General features: G+C 58.4%; 13 protein-coding genes. 7 read left to right on the top strand and 6 right to left on the bottom strand.

Annotated elements, in window-relative coordinates; translation table 11 throughout:
• The first annotated feature begins 34 nt into the window (after positions 1–34).
• Both GKO01_RS02330 and GKO01_RS02325 read left to right on the top strand, forming a co-directional pair.
• Complete coding sequence (locus tag GKO01_RS02330; RefSeq protein WP_099285501.1) at positions 35–664, top strand: TIGR00645 family protein; 630 nt, start codon at positions 35–37, stop codon at positions 662–664.
• Positions 664–2,271, top strand: coding sequence for an NAD(P)/FAD-dependent oxidoreductase (locus tag GKO01_RS02325; RefSeq protein ID WP_099285500.1), 1,608 nt, complete (start codon positions 664–666; stop codon positions 2,269–2,271). Before GKO01_RS02330 ends, GKO01_RS02325 begins: the two co-directional genes overlap by 1 nt.
• Positions 2,272–2,289: 18 nt before the next feature.
• Here GKO01_RS02325 and GKO01_RS02320 read toward each other — a convergent pair whose 3' ends face one another.
• The gene (locus GKO01_RS02320) at positions 2,290–3,549 is read right to left on the bottom strand and encodes an MFS transporter (RefSeq protein WP_099285499.1); all 1,260 of its coding nucleotides are present in this window, start codon (positions 3,547–3,549) and stop codon (positions 2,290–2,292) included.
• 289 nt (positions 3,550–3,838) lie between these two features.
• Between GKO01_RS02320 and GKO01_RS02315 the strand changes: the two genes are divergently transcribed.
• Positions 3,839–4,810 carry an EAL domain-containing protein gene (locus tag GKO01_RS02315; protein ID WP_244901284.1) on the top strand — a complete coding sequence of 324 codons (972 nt, stop codon included), beginning with the start codon at positions 3,839–3,841 and terminating at the stop codon, positions 4,808–4,810.
• Between the two features lie 56 nt (positions 4,811–4,866).
• On the opposite strand, the gene GKO01_RS02310 is transcribed toward GKO01_RS02315, so the two are convergent.
• Both GKO01_RS02310 and GKO01_RS02305 read right to left on the bottom strand, forming a co-directional pair.
• Positions 4,867–5,256: a hypothetical protein gene (locus GKO01_RS02310; protein ID WP_099285497.1), complete on the bottom strand. Its 390-nt coding sequence runs from the start codon at positions 5,254–5,256 to the stop codon at positions 4,867–4,869.
• 164 nt (positions 5,257–5,420) lie between these two features.
• Entirely contained in the window at positions 5,421–6,125 is a 705-nt protein-coding gene (locus GKO01_RS02305; protein WP_099285496.1) for a pirin family protein, read from the bottom strand.
• 236 nt (positions 6,126–6,361) lie between these two features.
• Here GKO01_RS02305 and hemA point away from each other — a divergent pair, with 236 nt between their 5' ends.
• Positions 6,362–7,579: a 5-aminolevulinate synthase gene (gene hemA / locus GKO01_RS02300; protein ID WP_099285591.1), complete on the top strand. Its 1,218-nt coding sequence runs from the start codon at positions 6,362–6,364 to the stop codon at positions 7,577–7,579.
• Between the two features lie 100 nt (positions 7,580–7,679).
• On the opposite strand, the gene GKO01_RS02295 is transcribed toward hemA, so the two are convergent.
• Positions 7,680–9,542, bottom strand: a complete 1,863-nt coding sequence (locus tag GKO01_RS02295) for a Hint domain-containing protein (RefSeq protein WP_099285495.1) — start codon at positions 9,540–9,542, stop codon at positions 7,680–7,682.
• Positions 9,543–9,925: 383 nt separating this feature from the next.
• Here GKO01_RS02295 and GKO01_RS02290 point away from each other — a divergent pair, with 383 nt between their 5' ends.
• Genes GKO01_RS02290 through purF form a run of 3 tightly spaced genes read left to right on the top strand, consistent with a single transcriptional unit; the run spans position 9,926 to position 12,165 of the window.
• Positions 9,926–10,135, top strand: a complete 210-nt coding sequence (locus tag GKO01_RS02290) for a hypothetical protein (RefSeq protein ID WP_244901283.1) — start codon at positions 9,926–9,928, stop codon at positions 10,133–10,135.
• A 1-nt stretch (position 10,136) separates the two neighbouring features.
• Positions 10,137–10,700: a CvpA family protein gene (locus tag GKO01_RS02285; RefSeq protein ID WP_099285493.1), complete on the top strand. Its 564-nt coding sequence runs from the start codon at positions 10,137–10,139 to the stop codon at positions 10,698–10,700.
• 25 nt (positions 10,701–10,725) lie between these two features.
• Entirely contained in the window at positions 10,726–12,165 is a 1,440-nt protein-coding gene (purF, locus tag GKO01_RS02280) for an amidophosphoribosyltransferase (protein ID WP_077802325.1), read from the top strand.
• Positions 12,166–12,235: 70 nt separating this feature from the next.
• Here purF and GKO01_RS02275 read toward each other — a convergent pair whose 3' ends face one another.
• Together GKO01_RS02275 and GKO01_RS02270 are read right to left on the bottom strand one after the other, a co-directional pair.
• Positions 12,236–14,458, bottom strand: coding sequence for a histidine kinase dimerization/phosphoacceptor domain -containing protein (locus GKO01_RS02275; RefSeq protein WP_244901282.1), 2,223 nt, complete (start codon positions 14,456–14,458; stop codon positions 12,236–12,238).
• 198 nt (positions 14,459–14,656) lie between these two features.
• Positions 14,657–16,153, bottom strand: a complete 1,497-nt coding sequence (locus GKO01_RS02270) for a S10 family peptidase (protein ID WP_099285492.1) — start codon at positions 16,151–16,153, stop codon at positions 14,657–14,659.
• Positions 16,154–16,216 lie beyond the last annotated feature (63 nt).

The raw sequence follows: 16,216 nt of genomic DNA, 5'->3' as shown, positions 1-16,216 counted from the left end.
GGCGAAACATCCCCTGAAATCGTAGAGAGGAAGCATGACGACTTCCTCTCCTTCTCCTGATCCGCAGTCCACCCGACGCACCGGCAGTTTCGGCCGTGCCGAAGGCTTCATGGAGCGTGCGTTTTTCGCCACGCGCTGGATTGCCGCACCGCTCTATTTCGGCCTGACCATCGGGCTGCTGCTGGTGGCGTTCAAGTTCTTCCAGCAGCTGATCGGACTGGTGCTGAAGGCGACGGGGCTGGATTTCGACGATGTGTTCGTTGGCGTTTTGGACCTGATCGATCTGGTCCTGCTGGCCAATCTGCTACTGATCGTCATGTTCTCGGGCTATGAGAACTTTGTTTCGCGCCTCGATATCCGCAGTCATGAGGATTATCCGAGCTGGATCGGGCATGTCACGTTCGGGGACATCAAGATCAAGCTCATGGCCTCGATCGTGGCCATGTCCGCGATCCATGTGCTGGCAGATTTCATCCGTGTGGATGAGACCTCGACGCGCGCTCTGGAATGGAGCGTGGGCATCCATCTCGCTTTCGTGGTCTCGGGCGTGCTGATGGCCATCATGGACCGGATCATGGAAGGCTCACCCGATACGCATCATGCCGATCCTGCGCCGCCGGTTGCAGGAAAGGCCGGAAATGATTCGGGGAACGGACACCACTGATGATCCGCATTACCGAACTGCGCCTCCCGCTCGATCATGCGGCGGAGGCGCTGCGCGACGCCGTGCTTGCGCGTCTGAACATTCCATCTGAAGACCTGCAAAGCCTGACTGTGGCGCGTCGCGGCTATGATGCCCGCAAACGCGGCCATATCGTGCTGGTCTATAACGTGGACTGTGATGTCGCGGACGAGGCTGCGGTTCTGGCCGCCCATGCGAGCGATCAGCATATCCGCCCGACGCCGGACACGACCTATCATCTGCCCGAGGCGACCTTGCCCGAGGGGGCACCGCGTCCTGTCGTGATCGGCGCGGGACCCTGCGGGATCATGGCGGCGCTGACGCTGGCGCAGGCCGGTCTGAAGCCAATCATTATCGAGCGCGGCAAGGACGTGAAGGCACGGACGGTCGATACGTTCGCCCTGTGGCGTAAATCCGTTCTGACGCCTGAGAGCAACGTCCAGTTCGGCGAGGGCGGAGCCGGGACGTTCTCGGACGGCAAGCTCTATTCCGGTGTGTCTGACCAGCGACATCTGGGGCGGCATGTTCTGGAAGAATTCGTCCGGGCGGGGGCGCCGGAAGAAATTCTGACGATCTCCAAACCCCATATCGGCACGTTCCGTCTGGTCACGATGGTCATGTTCATCCGCGCTGAAATCGAGCGTCTGGGCGGCGAATACCGGTTCGAGACCCGTGTTGAGGGATTTAAGATGGAGGGCGAGGGCGCGGAGCGTCGTCTGCGCGGCCTGCATCTGTCGAACGGTGAAACCCTTCCGGCGGAGCGGGTCATTCTGGCGGTCGGACACTCGGCGCGTGATACGTTTGAAATGCTGCGTGAAGCCCATGTGGAAATGGATCCCAAGCCCTTCTCCATCGGCGTACGGATCGAACACCCGCAATCCGTGATTGACGTAGCCCGTTTCGGGGCCAGTGCCGGGCATGAGATGCTGGGGGCTGCGGATTACAAGCTCGTTCATCATGCCTCGAATGGCCGTGCGGTCTATTCGTTCTGCATGTGCCCCGGCGGGCAGGTCGTGGCGGCAACGTCCGAGGAAGGGCAGGTCGTCACCAACGGGATGAGCCAGTATTCGCGGGCCGAGCGCAATGCGAACAGCGGTATCGTTGTTGAAGTGAAGCCCGAGCTTGATTTCCCGGACGACGTTCTGGGCGGCATGGCGTTTCAGCGACAGTGGGAAAAAGCAGCGTTCGTCGCGGGGGGCAGCAATTACAACGCCCCTGCCCAGCGGGTCGGAGATTTTTTGGCGGGGCGTCCGTCCACGTCGTTGGGGGACGTCGTGCCGTCCTATCAGCCGGGTGTGACGCCGACGGATTTGACACTGTGTCTGCCGGCTTTCGTAACGGATGCCATCCGTGAGGCCCTGCCGCAGTTTGAACGGAAGTTGCGCGGCTTCTCTATGGATGATGCCATCATGACAGGCGTGGAGACGCGCACATCCTCGCCGATCCGGCTGCGTCGTGACCGTGACGGCCAAAGCCCAACCCTGCGCGGGTTGTTTCCGGCAGGCGAGGGGGCAGGCTATGCTGGCGGTATTCTTTCCGCCGGAATTGATGGCATCCGGGCAGCGGAGTGGCTGGCGGCCTCTCTTTAAGAGACCGCCGCACAGCCCTCACATATGTTCGCCGGGAAGTTCCTTCGGGCGGATCAGAGCGATGGCGCCCGTCACGAGACTGGTGCCCAGCACGAAAAGTTCGGCTGAGAGCGGCAGTGTAAGAATGGTTGGGCCGAACATGGGCACGAGTTTCTGCGCCATGCCCTGCCCGATGGAGCCGAGCGCATAGCCCAGCCCCATACCGAAGCTGCGGGTATCGGACGGAAAACGCTGTGCCAGATAATGCGGGACAAGCGCGAAAATCCCCGAAGCCGCCGCACCCATGACGAAGGCTGCAATCAGCAGCATGTTCCAGGTGGGTGCGCTCAGGAACGGCCAGATCGTCAGCATCACGACGACCAGCGCGCTGAGCATGACCCGGACTTCCCCGAAACGCTCTGCCAGCCAGCCGCACAGAACTTTTCCGCCAAACGATCCGAGACAATAAAGCGTCACCGGCCAGAAAACGGCCTGCTGCGTCAGATGGTGACTGCCCCGCAGAATGGTCGGGTAATAGGTGTAGATCGCGGCTTTCTGAAATTCGAGAAAGCTCATGAAAGCGATCGCCTGAAGCGCTGCACCCGTCAGACGGAATTTGGGGCGCGGTGGCGGGGCTGTGTGGTGCTGCTTTCTGGTCAGACGCTCTTCGTGGGTCCGCAGCCAGACCGGGCTTTCCGGCACGCCGATCCGGATGAACAGCGCCAGCGCAGCAGGCGCGAGGCCGATGAAGAACAACACGCGCCACCCATAATGCGGCAGGATCAGGGCCTGCACGCCAGCGGCGGCGAAATAGCCGACTTCATAGCCGGACATCATGAGTGCGGAGGCCATGGGGCGTGTCCAGGCCGGGACGCTTTCCATCAGCAGAGCGGCCGAAGCGGTCCATTCGCCGCCAAAGCCAATTCCGAACAGGAACTGCACGGCCATCAGCACATAAAAGTGATGGGAGAGGCCTGTCATGGCGGAAAAGACCGCAAACCAGACGACGCCAAGCATGAAAGCAGGCTTGCGACCATAACGGTCAGCCAGCCACCCCCAGCCGGTATTGCCGACGGCGCGCCCGATGGACTGTCCCATCAGCACAGCCCCCAGATCGGCGATCGTGCATCCGAAATCATGGGCGATATCGGGGAGGGTGAACATAAGCGTTGTCTGGTCGAAAGCGTCCAGAAACCAGCCCAGAAAAGAGGCAAAAGTGACCTGCCAGTAGGGCAGGAGCGCAACAAGAGAGCCTTGGGAAGATGTAGATACGGCGGAGCGGGTTGTGGCATCCGTCATGCAGAATGGTCCTGTCTCGGAGGGGAATAGACCCCACGCCCAAGGGTGTCACAGGCCCGGAAGAAGGTCCGGGCGCGAAACCGTAGCAGCTTTGTCCGGATTGATCGAACGAAGAGTTTCAGAGTGTCTGGAACGGATAGGCCGGGCGGGTATAGGCCATCAATCACGGTTCAAATGACAGCAGAAACCCCTGCATCATTAAGGAAAAATTAGGGTGTTGAGCGGCATTGTTCTGACATGAAGAACGGAGGTGTCCGCATTGGATGATCTAGGACGGGGAGCGACTTCGGTGGCTGCAACCCCTCAGGGCCTGCATGTCGGCCAGGCAGTCAGGGTGGATGGGCTGTCTGAACTGCCCGAAGGTAAACCGGACTATGCTGCCTCTATGGCGGAGTGCAGTGCGGGAATGTTTGCCACGACACTTCGGAGTCGCAGGGCGCGTCAAAAAAGCGCGTTGCCTCCTCTGCGGTGGCTCCCACGCTTCGTTCTGGGGCGCAGCGGAACAGACAAGGTCATCGGCGCGCAGGTAGACATGAGCCAGCTCTGGCTCTCGGTTCCCCGTCGGACCCTGCGCAAGAGCCGACGCAAGAGTCTGGGACAGCAACAGCGGGAATTTGATTCCGATTTACTGGGAAACGCGTGTTCACAGGCCGCGACGTGGCCGGATGCGATGCGTCTGATGGTCTCTCTGGAGGACGATCAGGCTCCCGATGGGGACTTTAACGGTCGTCTGAACACGGTTCTTCAAAACAGCGACTTTCCGGTCAGTCGCCTGGATCTGGTTTTTCAGGAAAGCGGGCTGGCGCAGGACGATAAAGAGACCTGTTACACACTTTCCGCCCTGCGCGATCAGGGATGTCAGATTTTCCTCGGTGGCTTTGGAAGTGCGCCCTCCAGTCTCAGTCTTTTGCGTGAGCGGGCCGTCGGAGGATTGCTGGACGGTGTACAGTTTGACGCATCTTTGCTGACACCTTCCGACATGACATGGCAGCAGTCGGGAGAGGCTCCCCTTCTGGACGAAGGGTCAATGCTTTTTTATCGGGCGGCTCTGGAGGCCGTCAAAGCACTGGGACTCAAGGTTCGGGGTATTGGTTTGGATTTCCCGGATCTTCTTGCGTTTGCACAGAAGGTCGGATGTGTCGAAGCATCCGGGGCTGTTTTGGCCGCACCGGAAACGACAGCCCAGATCAATGAACGGTTTGAAGAAAATGCAGGACGACCGCGCCGTCGTCGTATGGCACGAACGGCGGAGGGCCTCTGACGAGCCCTTCGTCGTTCGGAAACTTGAAAATCCGGCTCAGAGACCGAATGAAGCGCTCAGTTGATCTTGCATTGATAACTGAAAAGTCGTTCCGGATTTTCTCGAAGCATGGAAGCCAGCATCGGAAGCACTTCGGTCAAGGCCGTTTCCACAGCTTCGGGGGACTGACCTGTCTGATCGCAAATATGCTTCATTCTTTTTGCCCCCATGAGATCTTCGACCTGCTCTGGTAAAAGGGGAGTTGAAGGCGGAGTGCGGATTTCACTGATCGTGGTTGCGAACTCACAGTCCTCCTTCATCATATTGATTGTGACTTGAGTCAGACCTGAGCGATCCGTACTCGCGCCGCTCAGCCAGTCACCAAACCGGGTGAAAACGGACGTTGCTGCTTGGGCTTCGGTCTGACCTTTGCTGGGCTTGGTTGTGTATGTGCTCTGGATGGTCATTGTCAGGCTCCTTCTGTCAGAAGAAAACGGGCCTTTTCCGAGCTGGTGGCCCTGTCTTCTCAACGTCTGGGTCCTGATCAGGATGCAAGGAGGAAGAAACACCTTTCTGTGTTGTTTGTCACAGATTTTCCTCTTCTTGTCACAAAGTTTGATTGTCCCTTCTGTCAGCGCAAAGCCGCGCTTTCCACAAGGACGATTTCCGCGTCTTCCCGCGCAGTGATCGTGATGCTTTCCACATCATGAAGGGCCGCCCCGTCCCGGTGTCCAACGAGCCGTCCGTCGATTTCCACGCTGCCTGTAGCCGGAACGAGATAGGTAAACATGGTGCGGTCCGTCTGGAAGGTCAGGGTTTCTCCTGCCTTGAGCGTGGCGCCGCAGACCCGCCCGCGGGTACGGATGGGAAGAGCATTATCTTCCGGAAAGCCTGATGCGAGTGGAACAAGCCGCCCGTTACGCTCATGGCGCGGGAAGGGACGGGTGCCCCATGACGGTTTGCCGCCTGTCTCGTCCGGGATCAGCCAGATCTGAAAGAGCGTTGTGGCGTCGTCTTCACGGTTGAACTCGGAATGTGTGATTCCGCTGCCTGCCGACATGACCTGCACATCGCCAGCTTCGGTTCGGCCACGATTGCCGAGACTGTCTTCGTGCGTGATGGCGCCCGTGCGGACATAGGTGATGATTTCCATGTCGCGATGGGGATGTGCGCCGAAACCGTTATGGGGCGCGATACGATCGTCGTTCCACACGCGCAGCCGTCCCCAGTGCATTCGGTTGCGGTTCTGATAATCCGAAAAGGAAAAATGATAATTGGCGTCGAGCCAACCGTGATTGGCGTGACCGAGAGTGGCGAAGGGTCTGATATCCAGCATGGCTGCCTGCTCCTGAGTGGTGTCTTGGGAAAGATAATGGGATGGAGCGTGCGTGAAGAAAATGGAAAGTATGGAAATACAAGGTTTCCAGAAAAGAGCTGGAAAATCAGTCTCATCATGCAGGTCGGATGGTTTGCAGTATTGAGAAACAAACCGCTGCTGTGTGGTCTTATCTGGCGGGAGAGCTTGGCGAGACCGTGTCACAGGATTACAGTGCCGGGCAGGAGAAAAACGCGATGAACTATGATGCGATGTTTCAGTCCGCTCTCGACGGTCTGCATGCGGATGGCAGCTACCGTTACTTTGCGGATCTGGAGCGCCGGGCGGGTCATTTTCCCAAGGCTTTCCATCATGGCCTGGGCCGTGATGTGACGGTCTGGTGCTCTAACGATTATCTCGGCATGGGGCAGCATCCCGAGGTCCTGACGGCCATGCACGCGGCACTGGACGAAACGGGTGCTGGCGCTGGTGGAACCCGCAATATTTCGGGCACCAACCACTATCATGTGGAACTGGAAAAAGAACTCGCTTCCCTGCATGGCAAGGAAAGCGCGCTGCTATTCAATTCCGGCTACCTGTCAAACTGGGTGACGCTCGGGACCATTGCTGGGCGTCTTCGTAACTGCGTTGTGTTGTCTGACGAACTCAATCACGCTTCGATGATCGAAGGCATCCGTCATTCACGGGCCGAGAAGCAGATCTTCCGTCACAACGATGTCGCGGATCTGGAACGTCGTCTGAAGGAGCTTCCTGCCGATGTTCCGAAGATTATTGCGTTCGAGTCCGTCTATTCGATGGACGGTGATATTGCCCCGATCGAGGCGTTCTGCGATCTGGCTGACAAATATGGCGCCATGACCTATCTCGACGAGGTGCATGCGGTTGGCATGTATGGTGATCATGGTGCGGGCGTCGCCGAAAAGCTTGGCCTGTCTCATCGTCTGACGGTGATCGAAGGAACGCTGGGCAAAGGCTATGGCGTCGTGGGTGGCTACATTGCCGCTTCTGCCGCACTTTGCGACTTTGTTCGTTCTTTTGGATCGGGGTTTATTTTCTCTACGGCTCTTCCGCCGATGATCGCGGCTGGTGCACTGGCCAGTGTGCGTTATCTGCGTCAGAGTAGTGCTGAGCGTGAAGGTCAACAGCGGGCTGTGGCCTATCTGCGTGAGTCACTGGACAAGGCAGGCCTGCCGCATGTCATGAATCCGAGCCATATCGTGCCGGTCATGGTGGGGGAGGCTGAACTGTGCCGCAGCCTGTCGGATGAGCTTCTGAACCGCTTCGGGAACTACATCCAGCCCATCAATTTCCCGACCGTACCGCGCGGAACGGAGCGCCTGCGGATCACGCCGACGCCACTTCACACCAACGAAATGATCGACGAACTGGTCGAGGCACTTGCCACATTGTGGCAGGAACGCCAGCTTAAAACGTCCAAATCCGTCGCAGCCTGAGGTAGGGGGGGGCGAGCTTCTACCTTTTTCTATCAGAGTGTAAAAAGGGCAGACCTCAGAAAGGTTCTGCCTTTTTTATTTGTGCTGAGGCTGGCGAAGATCAGGCCGCGACCGCTGCCTGATCTCCATGCGATAGAATATGAAGACTCAGGATTCCACCAGATGTCTTCAGTACCCGGCCTAGATCCAACCGGGCATTTCCGGCCGTCCAGCGGGCGTGACTGCTTTCGATGCTCCACCAGCCATCGGCGTAGGGATCCGATAGATGACTGGAGAGATGCTGAGTCTGTTCATCGTTCCAGACGGTCACATTCCCCACCAGAACACCAAGCATCCGGCGGTCGTCGACGAACGGTCCAATCCTGTCAGCAGGACGTGCGGCCTGACTCAGAATGCGGACGCTCTGGCAGCCTTCTGGCAGCATGAAGACAAAATGCTCGCCACTTGTGCGAATGGGGTACAGGGTCGTACCGTCTTCTAGCACGAGGTGGATAGTATTTTTGGTCTCTGTTGAAGGAGCTGGCTGAGTGCTGGGATAGCCCAGAGCCTGTGCGCGCAATGCGATTGCCGTAAAGATTGGTTCGACATGTGAACGATCTGTCACCAGCGGTGCGGCGGCATCTTTTTCCCAGCTCAGGGAATGTAGGCGGGCGATCTGATGGCTCTTCATAAGGTTATCTGAGCGATGACCGACATCCATAAAGCTTTCTGACAACGCGCCGTTTGCGATCAGGATAGCGTGTTTTTCAGTTTCGATATGATAATAGTCATACTCCGTGATGGAGTGGTCGTAGGCAATCGTCATGCCGTTGACGAGCATCCGAACGGGAATGAAGGTGCCTTCAAGCATCATACAATGCTCTGGGGTGACCAGAAGATCTCGACTGGGGATGCCTTCTGCCAGGGCACCCGCACGAATACGTACAGGAACGGCGTCCATGTCCGCCTGCCCTGTAGTACCGACTGTTGTGTGAGCATGTCCGACGCGCAGAATTGTGCGGGAGTGAAGAGTCCCGTTCTCGTGGACCATGACCTGATCGCCAGCCTCAAGCGTCTCGATGGCGCATTCGCCTTCAGGAGTGAGGATCATGGAACCAGCCAAATAGCAAATCTGCCTGCTATAGACGATCGCGCCTTCCGCAATGCTCCAACTTCCGTTCGCGTTCTGCACGATTGTTGGCGTCCCGGGCGTTGAGTTGGGACCGAAAGAGATGTTCGAGAGCGTAATGCCGTTATTGTACTGATCGAATGCGATTTTCAGTGTGTAGGTGCCATTGCTGTTCGCAATGAATGTTGCACCGATTGGAGGCGTCCCGCCGTGGCTGATGGTGATGATGGACGAGGCATTGTAACCTGAGATGGGTGTGGAAACTGTTTGGTTATAGTCCGCGAAGACGAGCTGGTTCGAAGCACCATTTATGGTGTCGTGGCCGAACACGATTCTGCCGCCAGCCGTTGCGTTGTTGACATATAATGACGCTCCATTCTGCAGAACGGTCGTCAGGGAGGAACCCATCTGGAATTGCGCGTTGGAACTTCCCAACGTCGTCTGGTCCAAAATCAGCGTTCCTGTACCGCCGACACTGTTGCTGTTGATGGAAATGGCCGGATTGCCGGAAATCTGAAGGGTGCCGTTGACTGTCGGGTTGCTGCCAAGATTGACGGTGCTGGACGTGTCGACAAGCATGGTCCCGCCCTGAGCAATGGTCAGGCTGTTCGCGTAGAAAGCCGTTGCGCCAGGTGTGGGGGATGTTGCGGTGACGTTAAGCGTAGCGTTGCTGCCGACCTTCAACGTCGTGATCTGCGTTGCGTTAGCCTGTGCGACGTTGATCGTAACTGCGCTGCCATCCGGCTTGCCAGCAAGGACATCAACCCATCCCTTGCTGGGAGGGGCTTTACCTTCGCTCCAGTTTGCGTCTGCGAACCAGTCGCCGCTTGCGCCACCAATCCAGTAGTTTGTCATCTCGTTGAGCCCTGATGATGTCAGGAGTCATCCCCCCGAGGGGAAGGAGTTCCACACCTGACTTGTGAAGCATTGTCGCATCAAAAGAGTTAATTATTGAGCAACTCAGGTTCAAGATTATTCGAGTTTTAAAAAGGAAAACATCGATGACAAATTATCACGCTAATATTTCTGCTGAAATGTGTTTCAGTATAGCAATAAATTTTTTCTCCGGGAATCAGCCCTGAATTGCTACGGAAAAGAGGGCGTAACGGCTTGCCTGGTGCAGATCTTCCGCTCATCATGTCGTGATGGCACCACAGGAAAAATCAGTTCCATTCCGTAAGAATCGAAAAGTAACGAAGCTTTCGCAACGGTTGGGAGTTTCGGGAGCGGCGTGCGTTATGGATGTCATGATCAATGATCGACATGCTCTGGTACGCGACAGTGCGGTTTTTATTGTGCAGCTGGAGAAAATCTGGAAAGCACGGGATGTCGAAGCAGAGCTGATCTGGGCGGAGCTCGACGAGCGCATCCGTCTGGCGGATGAGTTGCGCGTTGGTGGAATACGTCCCTACAAGGGGGGCCGTTTTCGTTCGACGAAGCTGCCGTGATATGCCGCCCCTGCCAGACCTCTCTCATATTACGCCTGCGGATCTGACCCGGCTCGACATTGTCGCTCTGGGCATCATGGCGCTCTCGGCTTTATGGGGGTTGACCCGTGGATTTGCCACCGAACTTGCCGGACTGTTGGCTTGGGTCGGGGCAATTGTTCTGACCTACCGGTTTCATGGACTGCTTGAACCTTATCTAACACCCTATCTGCATCAGGCCGCGCTGGCGGGAAGCGCAAGCACGGCGATTCTGTTCGTTGTCGTGCTGCTGTTCTTCACCATGATTGGTGCGAGGGTAGGGGCTGCGGCGCGGGGTGTGTTGTTCGGAGGCGTGGACCGTATTCTGGGCGCGGTGTTCGGCGTGGCGCGTGGTTATGTGGCTCTCATCGTCCTTTATCTTCTGGCAGGCTCTTTTTTTGGCTCATGGATGTCCTATGTGATGCAGGGAAGCCTCATCGGGCCTTACATTGCCGCCGGGGCAACCCATCTGACAGGTTATCTGCCTCATTTCCTGCAACCACATCTTGCGTCTGAAGTCACAAGCGGCCATGAGGCGTCCTTGTGAAACCAGTCCGGAAAGGCCGCGCCCCATGACCCAGTCCGACAGTCTCAACCGCCCGTATGAAGAATGCGGGGTTTTTGGCGTCTGGGGTGTGCCTGATGCATCGGCCCTGACAGCCTTGGGCCTGCACGCCCTCCAGCATCGTGGACAGGAAGCGGCGGGTATCGTCAGTTTCGATGGCGAACGATTCCACCAGCATAAGGGGCTGGGTCTGGTGGGCGACGTGTTCGGAGACAGTCGCGTTATGGCGACGCTGCCTGGCACGGTTGCCATCGGCCACAACCGTTACGCCACGACGGGCGGAACGCATGTCCGCAATGTTCAGCCGCTGTATGCCGATTATGAATTCGGCGGTCTGGCGGTTGCGCATAACGGCAATCTGACAAATTCCGCGACGCTCAAACAGGCGCTGGTCAAGCGGGGATGTATTTTCCATTCCTCGACGGACACGGAAGTCTTCATCCATCTGATCGCCATTTCGCTCTATACGACCGTGCTCGACCGCTTCATTGATGCGGTCAAACAGGTCAAGGGCGCGTATTCGCTGATTACGCTGACGCCAGATGACGGTCTGATTGGCATGCGCGATCCGCTTGGCGTGCGTCCGCTCGTTCTGGGCCGGATGCCGGGCCACGAACAGGGCAATGGCGGCTGGGTTCTGGCCAGCGAGACCTGTGCGCTGGACATCATTGGGGCGGATTATGTCCGCGATATCGAACCGGGCGAGATTGTCGTTATCAACAATGACGGTCTGCGCTCGCTGCGTCCTTTCGGGGATCAGGGCGGACGGTTCTGCGTATTCGAATACATCTACTTTGCGCGGCCTGATTCCGTGCTTGAAGGCCAGCCGGTCTATGAAGCGCGTCGCCAGATCGGGTGTGAGCTTGCCCGTGAAAGCGCGGTCGAGGCTGATGTCGTCGTGCCGGTGCCGGATTCCGGTGTGCCGTCCGCGATTGGCTATGCGGCGGAAAGTGGTATTCCGTTCGAGCTGGGGATCATCCGCAACCACTATGTGGGCCGGACCTTCATCGAGCCGACCGATCAGATCCGCAATCTTGGCGTGAAGATGAAGCACTCGGCCAACCGGCCGGTTCTGGCGGGCAAGCGCGTCATTCTGGTGGATGACTCGATCGTCCGTGGCACGACGTCGCGCAAGATCGTGGACATGGTCCGGGCTGCCGGTGCGACGGAAGTGCATATGCGCATCACCTCTCCGCCGACCAAACATGCCTGCTTCTACGGCATTGATACGCCTGAAGAGAGCAAGCTGATGGCCGCGACCCATACGCTTGAGGAGATGGCGAGAGCCATCGGTGTGGACAGTCTGGCGTTTGTCAGTTTCGACGGGCTCTACCGTGCGCTGGGTCATGCGAACCGCGCCGAGGGTGCCCGCCGTTATTGCGATGCCTGCTTCACCGGGGATTATCCTATCCAGTTGGTGGACAAGGAAGGCAATCTCGTCGCGTAACGCCTGTCTCTAAAAACCTACAAAAAAGGCGCCTGACCTGCTGGTCCGGCGCCTTTTTCTTTGTGGAAGTTCAGGGATATGGATAGGGCGCTTCTGAAGAGGTTCTTTTCGGACTGGGCTGCGTTTCCGTAGGGAGCAGCGAGTCCAGAGGCAGTGTCATGACAGCTTCCAGGCCCGGGTTCAGAGTTGTGTAGGTCAGTGTTCCGGCAAGGCTGCTTACGACGGCATTCATCATGCGCGTCCCGAACCCTGTTCCTTTGAGCTGCGGTGTGCATTCGCCCTGATCCGAAACCGTCAGGACCAGTCGGGAACCGGTCTGCGTAAGTCCGATATAAAGCGGTCCGGCATCGCCGTCATAGGCATACTTGCTCGTGTTGATGATCAGTTCGGTCAGGACCAGACCGATATTGATGGCGCGGTCTGCGGCGATCATGATCGGGAAGAGGGAGAGATGCATCTGGTCATTCCAGCCCTCGCCCAGTGACGTGCAAAGCTCTTCCATCAGCTCTTCGATATAGCGACCCAGATCGACGACGCCGACATGCTCGTCACGGTAAAGGCGGCGATGTACGAGGCCGATGGCGGCAATCCGGTGCTGTGCTTCCTTCAGGGCCGTCGTGGTGTCTTCGTTCGATGCACTGCGGGCTTGCAGCTTGAGGAAGGATGCGACCATCTGAAGCGAATTCTGGACGCGGTGATTGACTTCGCGGATCAGGAGGTCCTTTTGCCGCAGCAGGTCTTCGCGTTCTTCCAGCGTAGCGGCGAGGGTCGCGTTGAGTTCGCGGAGCTGCTGGGTCTGGTCATCCGTAATCAGGATGCGGCGCAGGCGGCGGGCGGCCTGTTTCTGTTCGCTGGTCCAGCGGGTACTATGCCCGCGGATAGTCTGCTCCCACGTCTTGAAGGACGTACGGGGGCGCAGGACCCCGTCGTTGTCTGCATCATCCTTGTGAGGATTGCCGGCCCATTCGATGGTCTGGATGATTTCGGCCCGGCTCCACACGAGACAGATGGGCGTGCGGAGAGGAAGGGTGATGGCAAGGAGGCCGGCGCAGCGTTCCGGCCAATCCGTCGCAGGGGGGTAGTCCCTGCCCAGCATGGCGCTGCTGAAGATGCCGCCATTGCTGCCTACTCTCAGCCAGTCATGCAGCCTGTGCAGGCTTTCCGTGTCGGGAAGCACACCGGTTGCACTGATGGTTTCGCTACTGATGACGGCGAATCCGTTGCAGGGAAAGAGGGTCTGTAATTCGTTGATGCAACTGCGAAGATTGTTTTCGAGCGGACGGCGTACGTCGAAATGGGACGTAACGGCTTCCATCGCGTTACGCAGGCGCAGACGCTCCTGATAGGTGACCAGCTCTTCCTTGTTCCGCAACTGACGGGACATGACGCCCGCGAGAGTCCGGCAGGCCGCGCGGATATCTTCGGACAGGGGTTTCGGAGAAGAATTGTGACAGGCGATCAGTCCCCACAGGACACCATCGACGACCAGAGACACTGAGGCCGAGGCGCGGACGCCCATATTGGCCATATATTGAAGATGGATCGGCGAGACGCTGCGGAGCTGCACGTCGCTGAGATTGAGCCCTGCAAGTCCGGCTTCGGGCGGGCGGATGGGGGCGGCTTCGTAGGCGATGTCCGGGATGACGCGGATACGGTTGCGGACATAGAGGGTCCGGGCCTGTGCGGGGATGTCGCTGGCCGGGAAATGATGGTTCATCAGGGAGGGGAACGTCTCGTTACGGCTTTCGCCCACGACGCGGCCCGTGCCGTCTTCCATGAAACGATAGATCAGGACGCGGTCAAAGCCTGTGAGGCGCTGAAAGATCGCGGCGCCGTGACGGCAGACGGATGCAATATCCGGGGAGCGTTCGAATCGCTCTGCCGTTCTATCGATCTCGCCGAAAATATCCCAGGTGAGCAGGCTATGGGACTCGATGGGTTCGAGTTCGACGAGAACATGCGTGTCCTGAGCATGGCACACGATGCTGAAGGTCTCGCCTGTCAGTCCTGCGATGCGAAGATCGGACAGAAATGTGTGTTTTCCGTCCTGAAAGCGCTCCGGCGGAGCGTTCAGGACGCTCGCGAGATCGCGCCCCAGCCAATCGGGATTCAGGCGGCTTTCGATGTCCCCCGCCCCGCCGAGAATCCTCAGGGCTGCACTGTCGATGACCAGCAGGAGGCCATGCGGCTGAATGGCATCGGGGCGATGGATGGGTTCGCGGTCACAGGATGTCGTGACGGCATGTTTCAGCGAATAGCCCGGTTCAGAGCCTGTGGTGCGCTGGATCGTCAAATGGTGGTCCGCCTAAAGGACAGAGAGAGCATTTTGCAGGCAGTCTGACATGCAGCGGACATAAAAGTCTCTCTGTTGGCGGCCATTTTGTTCCGCGCGAAAGGCCCGGTCAGGTGAGGCCCGGAACTTATCATATCTATTATCCGTTCCTCACCGTCGGCTGTCAAATTATGACATTATATTTCAACTTGGGTTCACTCAGGGCTGACGGCTGTCTGCCTGAATCCAAGACGCGACGTCTGCCGAGAGGGCATGACGGCTGGCCGGGCGCGTGTAGAGCATATGGCCGCCCTGATAGAGATGCAGCGACACGCGGTCTGCGCCGACGGTCAGATGGTCCTTCATCCAGCGCGCAGTCGCGAATGGGCAGGCCACGTCATAATAACCGTTCGCCACGAAAACACGCAGGCCGGGATCAAGCGCCAGAAGGCGGTTTAGAACCGGGATCTGATGGATGGGCGACGGGCCGCCCGCGCTCCACTTCCAGCTTCCGTTCACCTTGAAGGAGAGCAGGTCGTAGGTCAGGGGTGTCTTGAAGCCGAGGTCGTTTGCGGCATAGCCAGAGAAGGCGTTGCCATAGGCGCGACCGAAGCCGAACAGCGTCGGATCGGGGCTTTCGTCCAGACCATCAGCCGAAGGATCGGCGATAGATTGCGTGAAATCGTACAGCCCGTACAGGCGACCGTCGCGGGACATGACGTCATGCGAACCGATGGCGGGAATGCCATGCTGACGGGCAATCACGTCCTGCGGCAGACCGGTGCGCTGGGCAATCTCGGCATAAAGCGCCTGACCGTCGCTGCCCGACGGCAGCTTTCCGGCGATTTTCGGCAGGTAGGTGTTCAGGGACCACTGATAGGCTTCGTCTGCCGTCTTTTCCGTCACGTTCGGGCTTTGATGAGCGGCGATCAGGCTTGGCATCATGAGAGCGGCGGAGAGCGGGTTATCGTCCGAGTCGAGCAGGGGCATCTCGATGGCCGGGGAGATCATGACGATGCCGTTGAGAAGAATGCCCTGTTCCATCTGGAGCGCATTGGCGACCTGAATGGAGCGGATGCCACCATAGCTTTCGCCCACGAGATAATGCGGCGAAGCTTCACGACCGTTCGCTGCCGTCCACAGACCGATGGCCTTGGCGAAGGTGCTGGCATCCTGTTTGACGCCATAGAACTGGTCTCCGGCTTTGGCCGTATCGGTGGGACGGGAATAGCCCGTGCCCACGGCGTCGATGAAGACCATGTCGGTGACGGGGAGCCAGCTGTCGGGGTTGTCCGCAAGCTGGGCATGGGTGCCGTCCGTCGGGTCTTTGGCGGGCATGGTCAGGGCCTTGGGGCCAGCCGCGCCGAGGTTCAGATAGGCCGTGGCCGCACCCGGACCGCCATTGAAGAAATACGAGACCGGACGCGTGCCAGCCGGGACGCCGTCCTTCGTGTAGGACACGTAGAACATGCGGGCTGTGGGTTTCCCGTCAGGGCCGCGCAGGATGAGCGTTCCGGCATGGGCCGTGTAGGCGATGCCGTTCAGATGATGCTGGGTGACGGAATCTGCCGGAAGCAGGGCGGGTTCGCCCGTGAAAGCGTCGGTTGTCTTGCCAGCTTCGACCTTGGTGTCGGGCTTGGGGGCATCGGCCGCCGCAGCCGTGCAGACGGGGGTGAGGAGCGTTAAAGCGAGCAGGGCTGCGCGGCGGGTCATCATCTGACGGGCATCTCCGGGAAAAAAGCAGAAGAATCTGCCCTATCAGTCCTGAGCTGTAACGAC

The organism is Gluconobacter kondonii, assembly GCF_002723995.1.
GTDB lineage: Bacteria > Pseudomonadota > Alphaproteobacteria > Acetobacterales > Acetobacteraceae > Gluconobacter > Gluconobacter kondonii.
The sequence above is the reverse complement of the archived record's forward strand: the minus strand, read 5'-3'. Positions and strand labels throughout refer to the sequence as shown.